This is a genomic window from Pantoea sp. MT58, assembly GCF_014495885.1.
Classification (GTDB): domain Bacteria; phylum Pseudomonadota; class Gammaproteobacteria; order Enterobacterales; family Enterobacteriaceae; genus Pantoea; species Pantoea eucalypti.
This window is the reverse complement of the sequence record NZ_CP061083.1, coordinates 1,828,809-1,845,717: the sequence shown is the minus strand read 5'-3', so window position 1 is coordinate 1,845,717 and position 16,909 is coordinate 1,828,809. Positions and strand designations below refer to the sequence as shown.

Here is a 16,909-nt window from a genome sequence, read left to right as displayed (position 1 = left end):
ATTTTAAGACAGTTTTTTATCCGTTCGATCGCTGCATTTCAGCGTTAATTTCATTAGCATGATGATATTCACCCTCTTTAGTAATTAACTTATGACTCTTTCTCCTCCGCAGGATGGATTACCAGGCCGTCAGCGCTATATGGCTATTGCCACAATCGCTATCGGGCTGACCATGGCGGTGCTGGATGGCGCGATTGCCAACGTCGCCCTGCCGACCATTTCGCGTGAACTCAATGCAAGCCCGGCGCAGTCAATCTGGATAGTGAATGCCTATCAGATTGCGATTATCGTCTCGCTGCTGTCGCTCTCGTTTCTGGGCGATATGCTGGGCTATCGGCGCGTCTACCAGGCCGGCCTGGCGCTGTTTATTGCCACCTCGCTGTTCTGCGCCTTCTCGACCACGCTAACCATGCTGACCTTTGCCCGCGTGCTGCAGGGGTTAGGTGGCGCCGCGCTGATGAGTGTGAACACTGCGTTGATACGCATTATTTATCCCCAGCGCTATCTGGGACGCGGCATGGCAATTAACTCGCTGGTGGTGGCGGTGTCGACCGCGGCAGGCCCGACAGTAGCGGCTGCGATTCTGTCAGTGGCGAGCTGGAAATGGCTGTTTCTGATTAACGTCCCGCTGGGTGCTATTGCACTGTGGCTGGCGCTGCGCACACTGCCCGATAATCCGCAAAAAGCCACCGCACAGAAATTTGATGTGCCCAGCGCGATCATGAATGCCCTGTTCTTTGGTCTGATCATCTCCGCATTGAGCGGTTTTGCGCAGGGTCAGAGTCATCTGCTGGTGCTGTCGGAGGTCGTTGTTCTGTTGGTGACAGGCTGGTTCTTTATTCGTCGTCAGTTAAACATGGCGGTGCCGCTGCTGCCGGTTGATCTGTTGCGTATCCCCATTTTCAGCCTGTCGATGGGCACGTCGGTCTGCTCCTTCTGCGCGCAGATGCTGGCGATGGTCTCACTGCCCTTCTTCCTGCAAAACGTCCTGCAGCGTGATGAGGTGGCAACCGGTTTACTTCTGACGCCCTGGCCGCTGGCGACCATGGTGTTTGCGCCAATAGCCGGCCGGCTGATTGAGCGGGTGCATGCCGGGCTGCTGGGAGGAATCGGGCTGGCGATGTTCGCCCTGGGGCTGTTCCTGCTCGCCTGGCTGCCAGCAAACCCTGGCGATGGTGATATTATCTGGCGCATGATGCTGTGCGGTGCCGGTTTTGGGCTGTTCCAGTCACCTAACAACCACACAATTGTCACCTCTGCTCCACGTAACCGCAGCGGCGCTGCCAGCGGCATGCTGGGTACCGCGCGCCTGCTGGGTCAGAGTATGGGTGCTGCGCTGGTTGCGCTGATGTTTAATCTGTTTGATGAGCGTGGCACGCACGTTTCGCTGCTGCTGGCGGGCAGCTTTGCCGCCGTGGCGGCGCTGGTGAGCGTGTCGCGCATGACGCAGACCCGCGCCTGATGGCAGCGAAAAAGCGAACGCCTTACAGCATGTGAACCGATTCGCTGCAAGGCCGGGTCTGCACAGGGAACCCTGACAAATCAAAAAGACGACTGTCATCCAAGACGGTCGTCCTGCACGATTACGCACCTCATCCCTGATGTGCGCCCATAAACGGGCCAACGCTTTGCGTTGTTTAAAAACGCTCCCGGCGTTTTTGTACAGGCGTCGGGACGTTATCCTCCTCTCTCTGGGTTCCCTGCTCTTTGAGCTAAGATACTGGAGCTAAGATATTGCTGTCAGATTCAATCTGATGCTGATTTCTAAAACAGAAAAGGCGACCCGCGGGTCGCCTTATTTGCTCTGCTTAGTGCTACTTCAGATACTGACCGCTGCGCAGTGCTTCAATACGCTTATCTAACGGCGGATGCGACATAAACAGCTCACTGAATGATTTGCCTTTGCCGTTGATGCAGAACGCCATCATGCTGCTCGGCTCCTGCGGTTCATAGCTGGTTTTCAGACGCTGTAACGCCGCAATCATCTTCTCACGACCAACCAGCTTCGCTGAACCGGCATCGGCATGGAACTCACGGTGACGGGAGAACCACATGGTAATGATGCTGGCGAGAATACCAAACACCAGTTCCAGCACCATCGACACCGCAAAGTAGACCAGCGGATTGCCGTTGCTGCTCTCCTCACCATCACGGTTGCCGGACATAAAGCCTGCCGCGATCTGCGCCAGAATGCGTGAAACGAAAATCACAAAGGTGTTCACCACGCCCTGGATTAGCGTCATGGTGATCATGTCGCCATTAGCGATGTGCGACACTTCGTGTGCCAGTACCGCTTCCGCTTCATCACGGCTCATGTTTTGCAGCAGACCGGTTGAGACAGCAACCAGTGAGGCGTTACGTCGTGCGCCGGTCGCAAAGGCGTTGATGTCAGGTGCGTGATAGATTGCGACCTGTGGCATCGCAATGCCCGCCTGCTGGGCCTGACGGCCAATAGTATCCACCAGCCAGTGCTCGGTTTCGTTGCGTGGCTGTTCAATCACTTCACCGCCAACCGATCGCAGCGCCATCCACTTCGACATCAGCAGTGAAACAAACGCACCGCCGAAGCCAAACAGGCCTGCCATGATCATCAGGCCCTGAACACTGCTTGACTGGATCCCTGTCAGGCTGAGAATCAGCCCGAATACCAACATCACAGCCAGGTTGGTCATCAGGAAAAGAGCAATACGCATCATTTTTGTTAATCTTCCTCAGTAGTTCACGCGCCTATACGCGGATCCATATCCTATGGGCATTGGGCTGCTTTTCAAGCAACCTTAACGTTTAAGTGCCTAAAAAGACATAACTTTACATTCTGACACGCCTGATGAGCAACCCAGCCTGCAGGCGGCTTCTCGCGCGCTAATCATTGGTTAATGGAAACTTTTACGGACGCAAAAAAAAAGCACCGCTTAGCGGTGCTTTTTCTGGCAACAGCGGCTTATTTCGCCGCGGGTGCGTCTGGCTGGGATTTCTCAAGCTGGGCAAGATCATTTGCGATCTTCACCGTCTCGTCGAGATACGGATCCGGCTCTTTATAATCTTTCGGCAGCTCATCCAGGTTTTTCAGCGGTTTTTTGCCTTCTGCCTGATAGCGCGCGTTGATGCGCTCCAGTCGTGAGGCATCATCTTCGTGGTTCTCTTTCTCGCGCTGAGCAAGATTAAGTGACACGATATTGCGCTTATCTTTCAGGGCATTGTAACGGGCAATGTCCTTCATGATGTACTGGAACTCGCGATCCTGTGCGATGCGATCAGCATGCTGCTTCGTCAGCTGCGCAACCAGCGGTTTAACATCACCGGTTTTGGTGTAGGTTGCCGCTTTGATGCTGTCCCACGGCAGTGCGTTATCCTCAAATTTCTCACCGGTTTCAGCCGCTTCTACGCCGGTTGGCATCAGCAGATCCGGCGTGACGCCTTTGCGCTGTGTACTGCCGCCGTTAATGCGATAGAACTTCTGGATGGTATAAGAAACGGAGCCTAACGCTGGCCACTCCGGACGCAGCATCTGATCATAGATGCGGTTCAGAGAGCGATACTGCTGAACGGTGCCTTTACCAAAGGTTGGCTCGCCAACAATCACTGCACGACCATAATCCTGCATCGCGGCAGCGAAGATCTCAGAGGCTGAGGCGCTGAAGCGATCGACCAGCACCACCAGCGGACCTTTATAGTAAACAACGCCGTCGTTATCGCTGTCTTCGCGCACCCGACCATTGTTGTCGCGAACCTGCACCACCGGACCACTCGGAATAAACAGGCCGGAAAGGGATACCGCTTCGGTCAGCGCGCCGCCGCCGTTGGTACGCAGGTCGATGACCACGCTGTCGACGTTCTGTTTCTGCAATTTCTGCAGCTGGACCTTCACGTCGTCGGTCAGACCGACATAGAAGCCAGGAATATCGAGCACGCCGACTTTCTGCTTGCCGACATTTTTAATGGTCAACTTCACCGCACGGTCTTCCAGACGGATTTTCTCACGCGTCAGCGTGACAGTACGGGTTTTCGTGCCCTTACCGGCTGGCAGAACTTCCAGGCGCACTTTGCTGCCTTTAGGCCCTTTGATTTTTGCAACAACATCATCAAGACGCCAGCCGATAACATCTTCCATTGGCTTGCCTGGCTGCCCGACACCCACAATGCGATCGCCAACGGTTATGGCTTTGCTTTTCGCTGCCGGACCGCCTGCCACCATTGAGTTGATCACGGTGTAGTCGTCATCCATCTGCAGAACCGCACCGATGCCTTCCAGAGAGAGGCTCATCTCCGTGTTGAACTGCTCGGTGTTACGCGGCGACAGATAGCTGGTGTGGGGATCGATTTCGCGGGCGAAAGCGTTCATCACCAGCTGGAAAACATCTTCACCGTTGCTCTGGGCCAGACGGCGGATCGCGAAGTTGTAACGCTTAGTCAGAACGTCGCGAATCTCATTGTCGTCTTTACCGGCCAGCTTCAGGCTCAGCTGGTCATATTTAACCTTGGCATCCCAGAGCGCGTTTAGTTCAGCCTCATTTTTCGGCCATGGCGCTTTGGCGCGGTCAATGTCGATAGTGTCATTGCCGCTGAAATTCATCGGACGCGCCAGCACCGTCAGCGCATACTGATAGCGCTCAAAACGGCGCTTCTGCGCCAGATTATAAATATCGTAAAAAAGATCCAGCTTGCCACTGCGGAGCTCATCGCCCACGGTGGTTTTTTTGCTGGCAAACTGCGCCACATCCGATGCCAGCAGCACATTGTGGCTGTAGTCGAGCATGTTCAGATAGCGATCAAAAATTTTCGCTGAAAAGTTCTGATCCAGATCGAACTGGCGATAGTGGGAACGGGTAAAGCGCGACGTGACGCGCTCACTGACAGTGGGATCCTGCGGGTCTTCGTGAAGCTGGGGAATCTGGTCGGCGCGCGTAATGTTCTCTGCGCCGAAGGATGGGCCTGCTAATAGCAGGCCCGCAATAAGTCCAACTTTAAAAAGGGTGTTCATGCCGGGGTTAGCCTCCGTTTCAGAACTGCAAGTGTTCTGCGCGCACAATCATTGCCATGCCGGAAGCGAGCTGGACCCGAACGCCGTCTTTTGATACTTCAAGAACGGTAGCGTCCATCGCACTTTTGCCTGCTTTAACTTTAATACTCTGGCCGGGTTGCAAAGTTGAGGTATCAGTGATGGGTCGGGCTTCCTGCTCCGGACGTGGGGCTGGCTTGCGATGCTGTGAAGCAGTCGCACGCGGTGCTGCAGTGGTCTGCGGACGCGGTTTACGCGCAGCGTCACCTTCTGCAGGCTTACGAGCCGCGGGCTTGCGTGGACGACGCGGTGCTGCGCCCTCTTCGCTTTCACCGGCTTCACGACGTGCAGCGCGCTGCTGGTCACGCTGCGCCTGGACGCGGGCTTTCGCTTCTTCCAGCTGCTTGCGTGCATGCTCTACGTGTTGCTCATCCAGCACGCCACAGGCGTTGCCGTCGAGATCGACACGGATAGCACCGGCTTTAATGCCGTACAGATAACGCCAGCTTGACGTATAAAGACGCAGCGCGGAACGCAGCTGTGTTTTGCTCAGACCCATTTCGCCCTGAACACGCTCGACCAGATCCTGAAAGATACCGATTTTGAGCGGACGCGCTTCACCTTCAGCGCTAAAGCAGTGCGGAAAGCGCTCCGCCAGAAAAGTGATGACTTCTTTACTGCTATTCAACTTAGGTTGATTTTCCATGAAATTTCCTGATTACAACGGGTTTGCCGACCAGCGCAGGCATGAACAGGCGACATTATAATGACAACATCGCTAAATGCCATGTGATCCAGTCGATTAGCTGCGCGTCAGCTGCAGATATTTTTCTAAGTCGCTGTTCGCAAGCACTTCACAAAGCCCATCAGTCAGTGTGACCAGCCCCGATTCGTCTTCGCTGTCAAAGCGATTGTATGTCACGCTGTCGATGTCCAGCACGCCAACCACCGTGCCATTCACTTTCAGAGGAATCACAATCTCAGCATTGCTGGCAGCGTCACAGGCAATGTGGCCCGGGAAGGCATGCACATCGTCAACGCGTTGCACTTTTTCTTCTGCCAGCGCCGTGCCACACACACCTTTACCGACCGGAATCCGCACACAGGCAATTTTGCCCTGGAAAGGACCCAGCACCAGCGTATCGGCTTCCGTCAGCAGGTAGAAACCCGCCCAGTTCACGCCATCGAGACGTTCATACAGCAGCGCGCTGAAGTTTCCCATCGCGGCGAGGAACGCCGTTTCTCCCGCCAGTAAGGCGCGCATATCGCGATTCAAATCGGCGTAAAAGGCAGTTTTGTTCATTATCCAACCGTTACCAATGACATCTGTACAGGAGATACAGACCGTTCGTTAAAAATAAGTTTTAAATATCCAGAGCCACAAGGTGAATCATAGCGTTAGTTGCTATACCCTTAGCATTCTGTGGATCGAAGCGTGATGCCCGAGACAGGCACACAGACAATGTCTTAATGACCGATATCTGTTACTTCTGAAGAGCGAAGATTGCATCACCCTATGAAAATTCACGCTATCAGCCAGACATTGCCTCACGCACGTTATCAGCGTTGCCCGCAATGCGATACCCTTTTTTCCTTACCGGATGTGAAATCGCATCAGTCGGCTTATTGCCCGCGCTGTAACGCCGAGATTCTCAGTGGTCGGGACTGGTCAATGACTCGCCTTATGGCGATGGCCGCCACCATGATGGTATTGATGCCCTTTGCATTCTCATTGCCGCTGGTGGATATCCGGCTGCTTGGCATGCGCATCAATGCCAGCGTGCTGGAAGGCGTGATCCAGATGACCCAGCAGGGTGATGTACTGACCGCCTCAATGGTGGCGTTCTGCACCATCGGCGCACCGGTGACGCTGGTGGCTGGCATCTGTTATCTCGGCATTGGTCATCAGCTTGGTATGAACCTGCGACCGGTGCTGCTGATGCTGGAGAAGCTGAAAGAGTGGGTCATGCTCGATATCTATCTGATCGGCATCGCCGTGGCGTCGATTAAAGTGCAGGACTATGCGTCGCTGGAGATCGGTTACGGGCTGGCAGCTTACATTGCCCTGACGGTACTGAGCGTGCTCACGATGATCCACCTGAATATTGAGCAGCTGTGGGAGCATTTCTACCCGCAAAGTCCCGGCAATATGGCCCGCAACGAGATGCAGGTCTGTCTGAACTGTCACAACACGGGCGTAGCCGATGAACGGGGCCGCTGCCCGCGCTGCCATACGCCGCTCGACTTCCGGCGCCGTCACAGCCTTCAGAAATCCTGGGCCGCACTGATCGCCTCGATTGTGCTGCTGATTCCTGCGAACCTGATGCCCATTTCCGTGGTTTATCTGAATGGTTCACGGCGTGAAGACACGATCTTTTCCGGCATCCTGGGGCTGGCTGAAGGCAACATTCCGGTGGCAGCAATTGTTTTTATCGCCAGTATTTTAGTGCCCTTTATCAAGGTGCTGGTGATGCTGACGCTGTTGCTCAGTATTCATTTTCGCTGTGAACAGGGGCTGAGAACCCGCATCCGGTTGCTACGCTTTGTCACCTGGGTTGGCCGCTGGTCAATGCTCGATCTGTTTGTCATTTCGTTAACCATGTCGCTGGTCAACCGTGATCAGCTGCTGGCTTTTACCATGGGACCGGCGGCGCTGTTTTTTGGCGCGGCCGTCATCCTGACCATTATGTCTGTTGAGTGGCTGGACAGCCGCCTGCTCTGGGATGCACATGCAACAGGAAACGCCGACTACACCGACTAACGCCACGCTGCGCAATAAGCGTAAAATTTCGCCTTTCTGGCTGCTGCCTATCATTGCGATGCTCATCGCAGGCTGGCTGCTCTGGGCTAACTATCAGGAGCGCGGCACCACCATCACCATCAATTTCCAGACGGCGGATGGTATCGTGCCGGGCCGCACACCGATCCGGTATCAGGGTGTGGAAGTGGGCACCGTGCAGGGCATTAATCTCAGCGACGATTATCGCCGCATTCAGATTAAAGCCAGCATCAAAAGCGATATGCGCGACGCGCTGCGTGAAGACACGCAGTTCTGGCTGGTGACGCCTAAAGCCTCACTGGCAGGTGTGTCGGGGCTGGATGCGCTGGTCGGCGGTAACTATATCGGGATGATGCCAGGCAAAGGTAAACCCAGCGAGGCGTTTACCGCGCTGGATACTCAGCCTAAATATCGCGTGAATACCGGCGAACTGATGATTCATCTGCATGCGCCGGATCTTGGCTCGCTCAATACCGGCTCGCTGGTCTATTACCGCAAAATTCCGGTTGGCCGTGTTTATGACTACAGCATTGATAATAAGGCTGATGGTGTGGCAATTGATGTACTGATTGACCGTCGCTTTATCAATCTGGTGAAGACCAACAGCCGCTTCTGGAACGTGTCGGGCGTCAATGCTGACGTCAGCCTGAGCGGCGCTAAAGTCCAGCTGGAGAGCCTGGCAGCGCTGGTGAATGGTGCAATTGCGTTTGACTCCCCTCAGGGTTCGGAAACCGCCAAAGCGGAGCAGAATTACCGGCTCTATCCCGATCTGGCACACAGTCAGCGTGGCGTTCAGATCACACTGGACCTGCCTGACGGAAAAAATCTTAAGGCAGACAGCACTCCGCTGATGTATCAGGGCCTGGAGGTCGGCACACTGACCAAACTGAACCTGCTGGATGGCGGCAAAGTCACCGGCGAGCTGACCATCGATCCTTCCGTGGTGGGTCTGATGCGCAGCGGCACCCGCATTGAGATGCACAGCCCGAAAATCAGCCTGACGGATACCAGCCTCAGCTCCCTGCTGACCGGCAACACGCTGGAACTGGTGCCTGGCGAAGGCGAGCCGCAACAGCACTTCACCGTGCTGCCATCCAGCGAGACCCTGCTGCAGAAACCTAACGTGCTGACGGTCAAACTCAGTGCACCGGAGAGTTATGGTATCGACCAGGGCCAGCCGCTGATGCTGCACGGTATGCAGATTGGCCAGGTGATATCACGTTCGCTGGATGAAAATGGCGTTAATTTCGTGGTGGCGGTTAATCCTGAAAATCGCGATCTGGTGCATGGCGACAGCAAATTTATCGTTAACAGCCGGCTTGATGTGAAGTTTGGCCTTGATGGCATGCAGGTGTTAGGCGCCAGCGCCCGTGAGTGGGTGGATGGCGGTATCCGGCTGGATCCGGGCAAAAAAGGTGAGCCGAAAAGTGCCTATCCGCTGTTCGCTGATGCTGAAAAAGCGGAAGAAGGCATCACGGGTGATGGCCCTTCTACAACGCTGACGCTGACCGCCAACAGTCTGCCCGACGTGCAGGCCGGTTCTGTCGTGCTTTATCGCAAGTATCAGGTGGGTGAAATTGTCAAAGTCACACCGCGCGCGGATGCCTTTGATATTGCGGTCCATATCCAGCCGGAATATCGCAAGCTACTGACCAGCGAGAGCGTGTTCTGGGCTGAGGGCGGCGCACGTGTGAGCCTTAACGGCAGCGGCCTGACGGTGCAGGCATCGCCGCTTAACCGTGCGCTGAAAGGCGCAATCAGCTTCGACAATATGAGTGGTGCGCAGTCGGCCAAAGGGGCAAAACGCGTGCTCTATCCGTCTGAGACGGCGGCACGCGCGGTGGGCAGTCAGATTACGCTGCACACCTACGACGCCAGTAAGCTCTCGGCCGGTATGCCGATTCGTTATCTGGGAATTAATGTCGGCCAGGTGGAGTCACTGTCGCTGAGCAAAGATAACAACCAGGTCGTAGCGAAAGCGGTGCTCTATCCGGAGTATGTGAATGATTTCGCCCGTCTCGGCAGCCGTTTCTCCGTGGTTTCACCAGAGATTTCCGCCACCGGAGTGAATCATCTGGAAACCCTGTTGCAGCCTTACGTTAACGTGGATCCAGGCAAAGGCGGTGCGGTGCGCACCTTCGAGCTGCAGGAGAGCACGATAACCGATTCACGTTACCTGAATGGCCTGAACATTTATGTTGATGCCACGGAGGCAGGCTCGCTGTCGCTGGGCACGCCGGTGCTGTTCCGCGGTGTCGAAGTGGGTACGGTGACCGGCACCTCGCTGGGTACGATGGCAGATCGCGTGCAGATCGCCCTGCGCATCAGTAAGAAGTACCAGCATCTGGTGCGTAATAACTCGGTGTTCTGGCAGGCGTCCGGTTACAACCTCGACTTCGGCCTGGTGGGCGGCGTGGTGAAAACCGGTACCTTCCAGCAGTTTATTCGGGGTGGCATTCAGTTTGCGACGCCGCCGACGGTGCCGCTGGCACCGCAGGCGAATCCGGATAAACACTTCCTGCTGCAGGATGAAGCGCCGAAAGAGTGGCGTAACTGGGGAACGGCGATTCCGTCTCCGCGCTAATTGAGTCTGAACGGGCCGCTTCTTTCAGACGGCTCGAAACGTAAAGCGATGGGAGTATACGCCTGTAGCAAAGCATCGCGGCCCAGGGATGGGCCGCGCTGAGCATGCCAGGGATGCCCGGCCCTCGCCGTCCCTGGCGCGGGACGCTTTCCTCTTCTGCCCGTGTTCCCTGCGCGTTGAGTTTATCCGTTGCGGCCAGATTCACCCTGATTTGGGTTTGTCAGCAGCCTCAAACGGGCAGCAAGGCTACCCGTTTCCTTTCCGCATGATACACTGCCGCCTTTGCCTTAACTGGAATGTGCCCGTGTCCGAAGCTTCTTCGTTTTTCCCCGCCGATTTTCTCTCGTTAATGCGTCAGAGCCTGCCCGATGAGGGGAGCTTCGCGCAATTTATTGCGTACAGTCAGCAACCCCTGCGCCGCAGTATTCGCGTCAATACCCTGAAGATAAGCGTGGCCGATTTCCTGAGCCAGACTGCAGGTTATGGCTGGCAGCTGACGCCCGTGCCGTGGTGCGAAGAGGGATTCTGGATCAGCCGGGAAGATGAGAGCCTGCCGCTGGGCAGCGTCGCTGAGCACCTCAGCGGCCTGTTCTACATTCAGGAAGCCAGCTCCATGCTGCCGGTAACCGCCCTGTTTGACACTCAGCCAGAGGTCAGCGCGGTGATGGATATGGCGGCGGCGCCGGGTTCTAAAACCACCCAGATCGCTGCGCGGATGGGCAATCAGGGCGTTATCCTGGCAAACGAATTCTCCTCCAGCCGGGTAAAAGTGCTGCACGCCAACATCAGCCGCTGCGGCGTCAGCAACAGTGCCTTAACGCACTTTGACGCGCGGGTATTTGGCCCAGCATTGCCGGAACAGTTCGACGCCATCCTGCTCGACGCGCCCTGCTCCGGCGAAGGGGTGATTCGCAAAGATGCTGACGCGCTGAAAAACTGGTCGCTGGCCAGCACAGAAGCGATCGCCGATACTCAGCGCGATCTGCTCGACAGCGCCTTTCACGCACTCAAAGCGGGCGGCACGCTGGTTTACTCGACCTGTACCCTGAACCAGATTGAGAATCAGCAGGTGATTGACTGGCTGTTGCAGCGCTACCCGGATGCAGTTGAGGTCGTGCCGCTGGAGGGGCTGTTTAGCGGTGCCGAAAAGGCCGCGACGCCAGAAGGTTATCTGCATGTCTTCCCGCAGATGTTCGACAGCGAAGGTTTCTTCGTGGCCCGTCTGCGTAAAACCGCATCGGTCGAGCCCCTTCCAGTGCCAGGTTATAAAGTCGGTAAGCTGCCCTTCTCTCACCTTAGCCGCAAACTGGAAAGTGAGATCGCGCAGGCCGCCGCGGCCGTCTCTATAAGATGGGATGACTCACTGGAGCTGTGGCAGCGTGATAAAGAGATCTGGCTATTCCCTAAAGCCGTCACCCCGCTGCTTGGCAAAGTGCGGTTTTCACGCATTGGCCTGAAGCTGGCAGAAACGTTTGCCAAAGGCTATCGCTGGCAACATGAAGCGGTGATTGCACTGGCGCAGCCCGATACGACGCAGACCTTTGAGCTAACGGCGGCAGAGGCGGAAGAGTGGTATCGCGGCCGGGATATCTATCCGGAAACCGCACCCGCAAACAACGAGATGATTGTGACGTATCAGCACCAGCCGCTGGGGCTGGCAAAGAAAGTCGGTACCCGCATCAAGAACAGCTACCCACGTGAACTGGTTCGCGACGGACGCCTGTTCCGGTAACTCATTTTAGTCGCAGCAGGGTCAGATGATTGCCAAACACTGCACCGGTATCGATATAGTGCAGATTGGCAATCGTCAGCGATTGTTTTAGTGGCGTGTGACCAAAGTAAAAGGCGTCCGCGCCACGGATGCCTGCCTGTTCACCTGACTCAATACCCTCCAGCCGCTGACGGCTCCAGACCACCTGTTGCCAGTCGAGTGGCTTATTGAGCGCGTATTCCTGAGCAGGATAATCCGCATGAGCAATGACAATAATGCGCTCGCCGAGTTGCAGATGAAGGATCAGCGGCAGCTCGCGGCAGCGGCGCAGCGCGTGACGTGCCGCGATCAGCGCCGCGCCACGCAGACGAAAAAACCAGTCTCCCCCATTCATCTGCCAGAGCGCCATCTCCTGGCCCTGCAACGCCGACAGCGCCATTTCCTCATGATTTCCCCGTACGCAGCGAAACCAGGGTTCCTGCAGCAGCGCCAGACAACCCAGACTGTCCGGCCCGCGATCGATAATGTCGCCAACCGAAATCAGTAAGTCCTGCTGCGGATCAAACTTATGCTGCTCCAGCAATAGATCCAGTTCGCGACGGCAACCATGCAGATCGCCAACGACCCAGATCCGCCGCCACTTCGCGCCATTCAGGACGTGGTAACACATCGCTGCCCCCGCCTCTCTGCTGAAAATATCCCCAAAGTATAGTCAGAGCTCAACCTGAACCGGCATGGGGAAAAGGAAAGCTGAGTGCAAAGGAAGCAGGCAGAGCGTGCAAGGCTGTCGGGGGAAGAGAAATAATGGTGGTCAAGAAGTGCGTCCCTTCCGGCGCTTATCTCCGGCACTCAGTTAAGGTGGTAGCTCTGTAAGGGACGTAATTTATGATAACGACATCAGAGACGACAGGCTATTCTGTCCGAAACATTTTCGTTGTCATTTGAGATCAACTGCGCAGTTTAGCCGGGTATTTTTGCAACTTCTCTGCCGGACGCACCGGACGGCGCACCAGTTCGCCGCTGCAGTTGGGACAAATATGCGCGAGATGCTCATCGCAGTCAGCGCAGAATGTGCATTCAAACGAGCAGATGCGAGCCGCCAGAGAGGATGGCGGAAGATCAACATCGCAGCGTTCACAGTTGGGGCGAAGTTCCAGCATAGAGTGACTCCTGAAGAAGTGTATCCGTCAGCATCGCGTTTACTGGCCCGGATGTCGAGCCAGTAAACGGACAGGTGTGCGCCAGATCCGGACATCCTGCTTAAACCGTACAGACAGCGGCGAGCGTCGCAATGCCATGCGGGCGCTATTTATGTTGCTGATTCTCAGGGATATCATCCGTCAAATTTTCTTCGACCCTCGTGTCTTCGTCACTTTCGCGTTCATCTTCCGGCTCCTGACCGCCCATTGACGCATGAATCACCTCCTCTTCCAGCGTTGGGATCAGCGCAGCACCCAATGGCGAGGTCGCCAGACTGTCAGGCATCACCACGTGCGGCAGCGGCACTTCGGTCGTCGGAAGCGGGCCAGGCGCTCGGACAAAGCTCAGTCCGCCGATCACCAGCGCGCAGAGCATAAAGAAGAGATAGAGCATATTGCTGCCGAGCGGCTCCATCAGCGCGCCCACCACCAGCGGCCCGATACTGGCGCCAATACCAAATGCCATCAGCAGACAGGCGGTTAACGAGACACGACGCTCGGGGGCAACCTGATCGTTGGCCAGCGCCACCTGCAACGGATAGAGCGCAAACTGCATCATGCTGGCAGCAAAGGCGATGCCGATCATCCAGTGGAAAGTCAGATGCGGCAGCACCACCAGTGGCACGCAGGCTACGGCAAACAGCATGGCGATGATGAATAACAGCCGCTGGCGATCGTAGCGGTCAGAAAGCCAGCTTAGCGGAAACTGCGACACCAGCCCGGCAAAAATCGTGAGACTCATAAAATAGCCAGTCTGGCTGGTAGTGAAGCCTTTACTGCTGCCATAAACCGGAGCCAGACCGTAGAACGCGCCAATGGCCATACCGGTCACCAGTGTGGTGCCGAGAAGTTTGGGGATCGCACGTATAAAGTAGCCCAGTTCCATTGGCGCAGGTGTCATCGGCCTGACGTGAGTGCGGGTCGTCAGGGCAATTGGTACCAGACAGAGTGCGAAACAGAGTGCCACAATCAGCAGGGTGCTGACGCCAAAGCCCGTTTGCAGGCTCAGTATCACCTGTCCGCCACTGAGTCCAAGATAGGTGGCGACCATGTATAAGCCGAAAATCATGCCGCGCTGGGATGATTCCGCCTGATCGTTAAGCCAGCTCTCCAGCACCATGTACTGACACATCATGCAGAGCCCGATAATCAGACGCAGAAAGACCCACAGCGGAATAAAGTCGGTGAGCCCGTGACCAACCACAGACGCGGTAATGATCCCGGCACAGGCCACGTAGGCGCGTATATGGCCGACGCGGGCTATCAGGTTGTGCCCCACTTTGCCGCCGATCACCAGTCCGATGTAGTTGGCCGCAATGATTGAGCCAATCAGCGCGCCGTTGACATGCTCGCTGGCCAGCCGTAATGAGACATAGGTGGTCAGCAAACCGGAACCGAGCAGCATCAGCAACGTGGTCGTGTAAAGCGGCAGAAACGTACTGAATATTTTTCCCATCATGACTCCCTGTCTGTGCTTTTCTGGCATCAGGCCAGAAAGCCCTAAAGATAGTCGATTTCGTCAGGTGAACACGGTTAGTTCAGGACGACGGTAGCGAAAAAAAAGCCCGCCAGCAATTGCTCACTGACGGGCCCTGATTCAGACGCTCGGGAAGCTGATGTTGCTGCCCGGTGCTTCACGGTTGAGATGGATGAAGTTCAGGTGTCGCTCATACTGATCCAGTATGTCGATGATCACCTGCTCTTTGCTGTAATCCATCAAGTCGTTGCCCTGACTGCCCTCCATCAGGAAGGTTTCCAGGCGGTAGTAGGTCGACTTACCGCTCCGGGCGCGATAGGTAAAGCCCGGGATCGAATATTGCTGCGGCCAGACCTGATAGACAAAGTCCTGCTCTTCGCCCAGATGAACGCGCAGATCCAGATAGCCAATCGGGTTAGCCTCATCAGCCTCAACGCTTTCCAGCGTGACGCGGCCATCACGCAACTCCAGCTCCTTCGCCACCTCCTGCATCGCCGGATAAATGGTCTTTTCCATCATCTGCTGGGTGTAGCGCGAGCCAGGATAGTTCATCAGACGCGACAGGCGTTTCTTCCAGGTCAGACGATCGGTGGCATGCGCCAGATAAGGCGCAGTGTCGCGCGTGGCGCTGGCCCGACGGTGGTCTTCAATCTTCAGAGATTTAAACAGCCCGGCCATCACAAAGAAGATAACAAAGCTGAACGGCAGCCCCATGATCACCGTGGTGTTCTGCAAGGCAGTGATACCGTTGGTCATCAGCATGCTCAGGGTCAGTACCCCAATCGCCACAGACCAGAAGATGCGCAGCCAGTTCGGTGCATCGCTATTGATGTCTTTCAGGCGTGAGGTGAAGTTACCCAGTACCAGCGAACCGGAATCCGCCGAGGTCACATAGAACAGCATACCGGTGATGGTGGCGATCGATGCGCTGAGTTTAAACGCCGGATATTGCGCCAGCAGGCTATAGAAGCCGCGTTCTGCATGATTCATCACTTCCTGCGCAAACTCGGTATTGCCATGAATGATCTGATACAGCGCGGCATTACCGAACACAGAGAGCCACAGCAGCGTAAAGGTGAACGGAATAATCAGCGTGCCCAGTACGAATTCACGGATGGTACGACCGCGTGAGATACGTGCCAGGAACAGGCCGACAAATGGCGACCAGGCCACCCACCACGCCCAGAAGAAGAGCGTCCAGCTGTTCATCCATTGGGTCGGGCGATCAAAGGCAAAGGTATTAAGCGTCATGCCCATAAAGCGGTTGATGTAATCGCCGACGTTCAGTACCAGCGCATTCAGCAGGAACTCGGTGTTGCCAAAGAACAACACAAACAGAATCAGCCCCAGAGCCATGATCACGTTGAGCTCAGAGAGAAAACGAATTCCTTTATCGACGCCTGATGTGACAGAGATTGTAGCGATCACGACGGAAAGGACTATCAGCGCAGCCTGTGCGGTCAGGCCTTCCGGAATATCAAACAGCACTTTCAGGCCGTAGTTCAGCTGTACGACCCCTATCCCTAATGTGGTGGCGATACCAAAAATGGTGCCGACCACGGCTGCGATATCCACCGTGTGACCAATCGGGCCATAGATGCGTTTACCAAAAATAGGATAGAGCGCCGAACGGATAGTCAGTGGCAGATTATAACGATAGCTGAAGTAGCCCAGTGCGATGCCCATCAGTGCATACATCGACCAGCCGGTCAGTCCGTAGTGGAACAGCGTCCAGACCATCGCCTGACGGGCCGCTTCAAGGGTCTGCCCTGCGCCCTCCGGTGGCTGCATGTACTGCGTCACCGGTTCAGCGACCGAGAAGAACATCAGGTCGATTCCGATCCCGGCAGCAAACAGCATGGCAGACCAGCTGAGCACGCTGAACTCGGGTTTGGAGTGCTCGGGTCCCAGCTTGATTGAACCAAAGCGTGAGCATGCCATGTAAAGCACAAAGACGATATAAAGGGTGGCAGCCAACATGTAGTACCAGCCAAAGGTGGCGGAAACCCAGTTTACCGTCTTGAGGATCCAGCTCGCGGCCAGTTCACTGTAGAGAATCGTCACGAGTGAAAACGTCAGAATCAATCCGGCAGAGGTATAAAATACAACGGGATTGAGTCTGTCTTTTTCACCGGCAGGTGGATTATTCATCGATTACCT

General features: G+C 55.7%; 12 protein-coding genes. 4 read left to right on the top strand and 8 right to left on the bottom strand.

The window, feature by feature from the left end:
• Positions 1-91: 91 nt before the first annotated feature.
• Complete coding sequence (locus IAI47_RS08715) at positions 92-1,462, top strand: MFS transporter (protein ID WP_008925327.1); 1,371 nt, start codon at positions 92-94, stop codon at positions 1,460-1,462.
• A gap of 352 nt (positions 1,463-1,814) precedes the next feature.
• Here IAI47_RS08715 and htpX read toward each other — a convergent pair whose 3' ends face one another.
• The 4 genes from htpX to IAI47_RS08695 form a co-directional block, all read right to left on the bottom strand.
• On the bottom strand, positions 1,815-2,696 hold the full coding sequence (gene htpX / locus IAI47_RS08710) for a protease HtpX (protein ID WP_008925328.1): 882 nt from the start codon (positions 2,694-2,696) through the stop codon (positions 1,815-1,817).
• 245 nt (positions 2,697-2,941) lie between these two features.
• Entirely contained in the window at positions 2,942-4,981 is a 2,040-nt protein-coding gene (prc, locus tag IAI47_RS08705) for a carboxy terminal-processing peptidase (protein ID WP_003852677.1), read from the bottom strand.
• 19 nt (positions 4,982-5,000) lie between these two features.
• On the bottom strand, positions 5,001-5,705 hold the full coding sequence (gene proQ, locus IAI47_RS08700; RefSeq protein WP_003852676.1) for an RNA chaperone ProQ: 705 nt from the start codon (positions 5,703-5,705) through the stop codon (positions 5,001-5,003).
• 96 nt (positions 5,706-5,801) lie between these two features.
• On the bottom strand, positions 5,802-6,302 hold the full coding sequence (locus IAI47_RS08695; RefSeq protein ID WP_003852675.1) for a GAF domain-containing protein: 501 nt from the start codon (positions 6,300-6,302) through the stop codon (positions 5,802-5,804).
• 213 nt (positions 6,303-6,515) lie between these two features.
• On the opposite strand from IAI47_RS08695, the gene yebS reads away from it, so the two are divergent.
• From yebS to rsmF, 3 genes are all read left to right on the top strand, one after another.
• Positions 6,516-7,760, top strand: coding sequence for a membrane integrity lipid transport subunit YebS (gene yebS / locus IAI47_RS08690; RefSeq protein WP_033743075.1), 1,245 nt, complete (start codon positions 6,516-6,518; stop codon positions 7,758-7,760).
• Positions 7,729-10,362, top strand: a complete 2,634-nt coding sequence (locus IAI47_RS08685) for a PqiB family protein (protein WP_003852673.1) — start codon at positions 7,729-7,731, stop codon at positions 10,360-10,362. Before yebS ends, IAI47_RS08685 begins: the two co-directional genes overlap by 32 nt.
• A gap of 304 nt (positions 10,363-10,666) precedes the next feature.
• On the top strand, positions 10,667-12,094 hold the full coding sequence (gene rsmF, locus IAI47_RS08680) for a 16S rRNA (cytosine(1407)-C(5))-methyltransferase RsmF (protein ID WP_197066365.1): 1,428 nt from the start codon (positions 10,667-10,669) through the stop codon (positions 12,092-12,094).
• A 1-nt stretch (position 12,095) separates the two neighbouring features.
• Here the strand turns inward: rsmF and IAI47_RS08675 are convergent, their stop codons facing one another.
• The 4 genes from IAI47_RS08675 to IAI47_RS08660 all read right to left on the bottom strand — a co-directional run bounded on the left by IAI47_RS08675 (position 12,096) and on the right by IAI47_RS08660 (position 16,900).
• Entirely contained in the window at positions 12,096-12,743 is a 648-nt protein-coding gene (locus IAI47_RS08675; protein WP_003852671.1) for a metallophosphoesterase, read from the bottom strand.
• Positions 12,744-13,020: 277 nt separating this feature from the next.
• Complete coding sequence (locus tag IAI47_RS08670) at positions 13,021-13,233, bottom strand: DUF1272 domain-containing protein (RefSeq protein ID WP_003852670.1); 213 nt, start codon at positions 13,231-13,233, stop codon at positions 13,021-13,023.
• Positions 13,234-13,378: 145 nt separating this feature from the next.
• Positions 13,379-14,728, bottom strand: a complete 1,350-nt coding sequence (locus IAI47_RS08665; RefSeq protein WP_008925331.1) for an MFS transporter — start codon at positions 14,726-14,728, stop codon at positions 13,379-13,381.
• A 141-nt stretch (positions 14,729-14,869) separates the two neighbouring features.
• Entirely contained in the window at positions 14,870-16,900 is a 2,031-nt protein-coding gene (locus tag IAI47_RS08660; protein ID WP_008925332.1) for a choline transporter, read from the bottom strand.
• Positions 16,901-16,909: the final 9 nt, after the last annotated feature.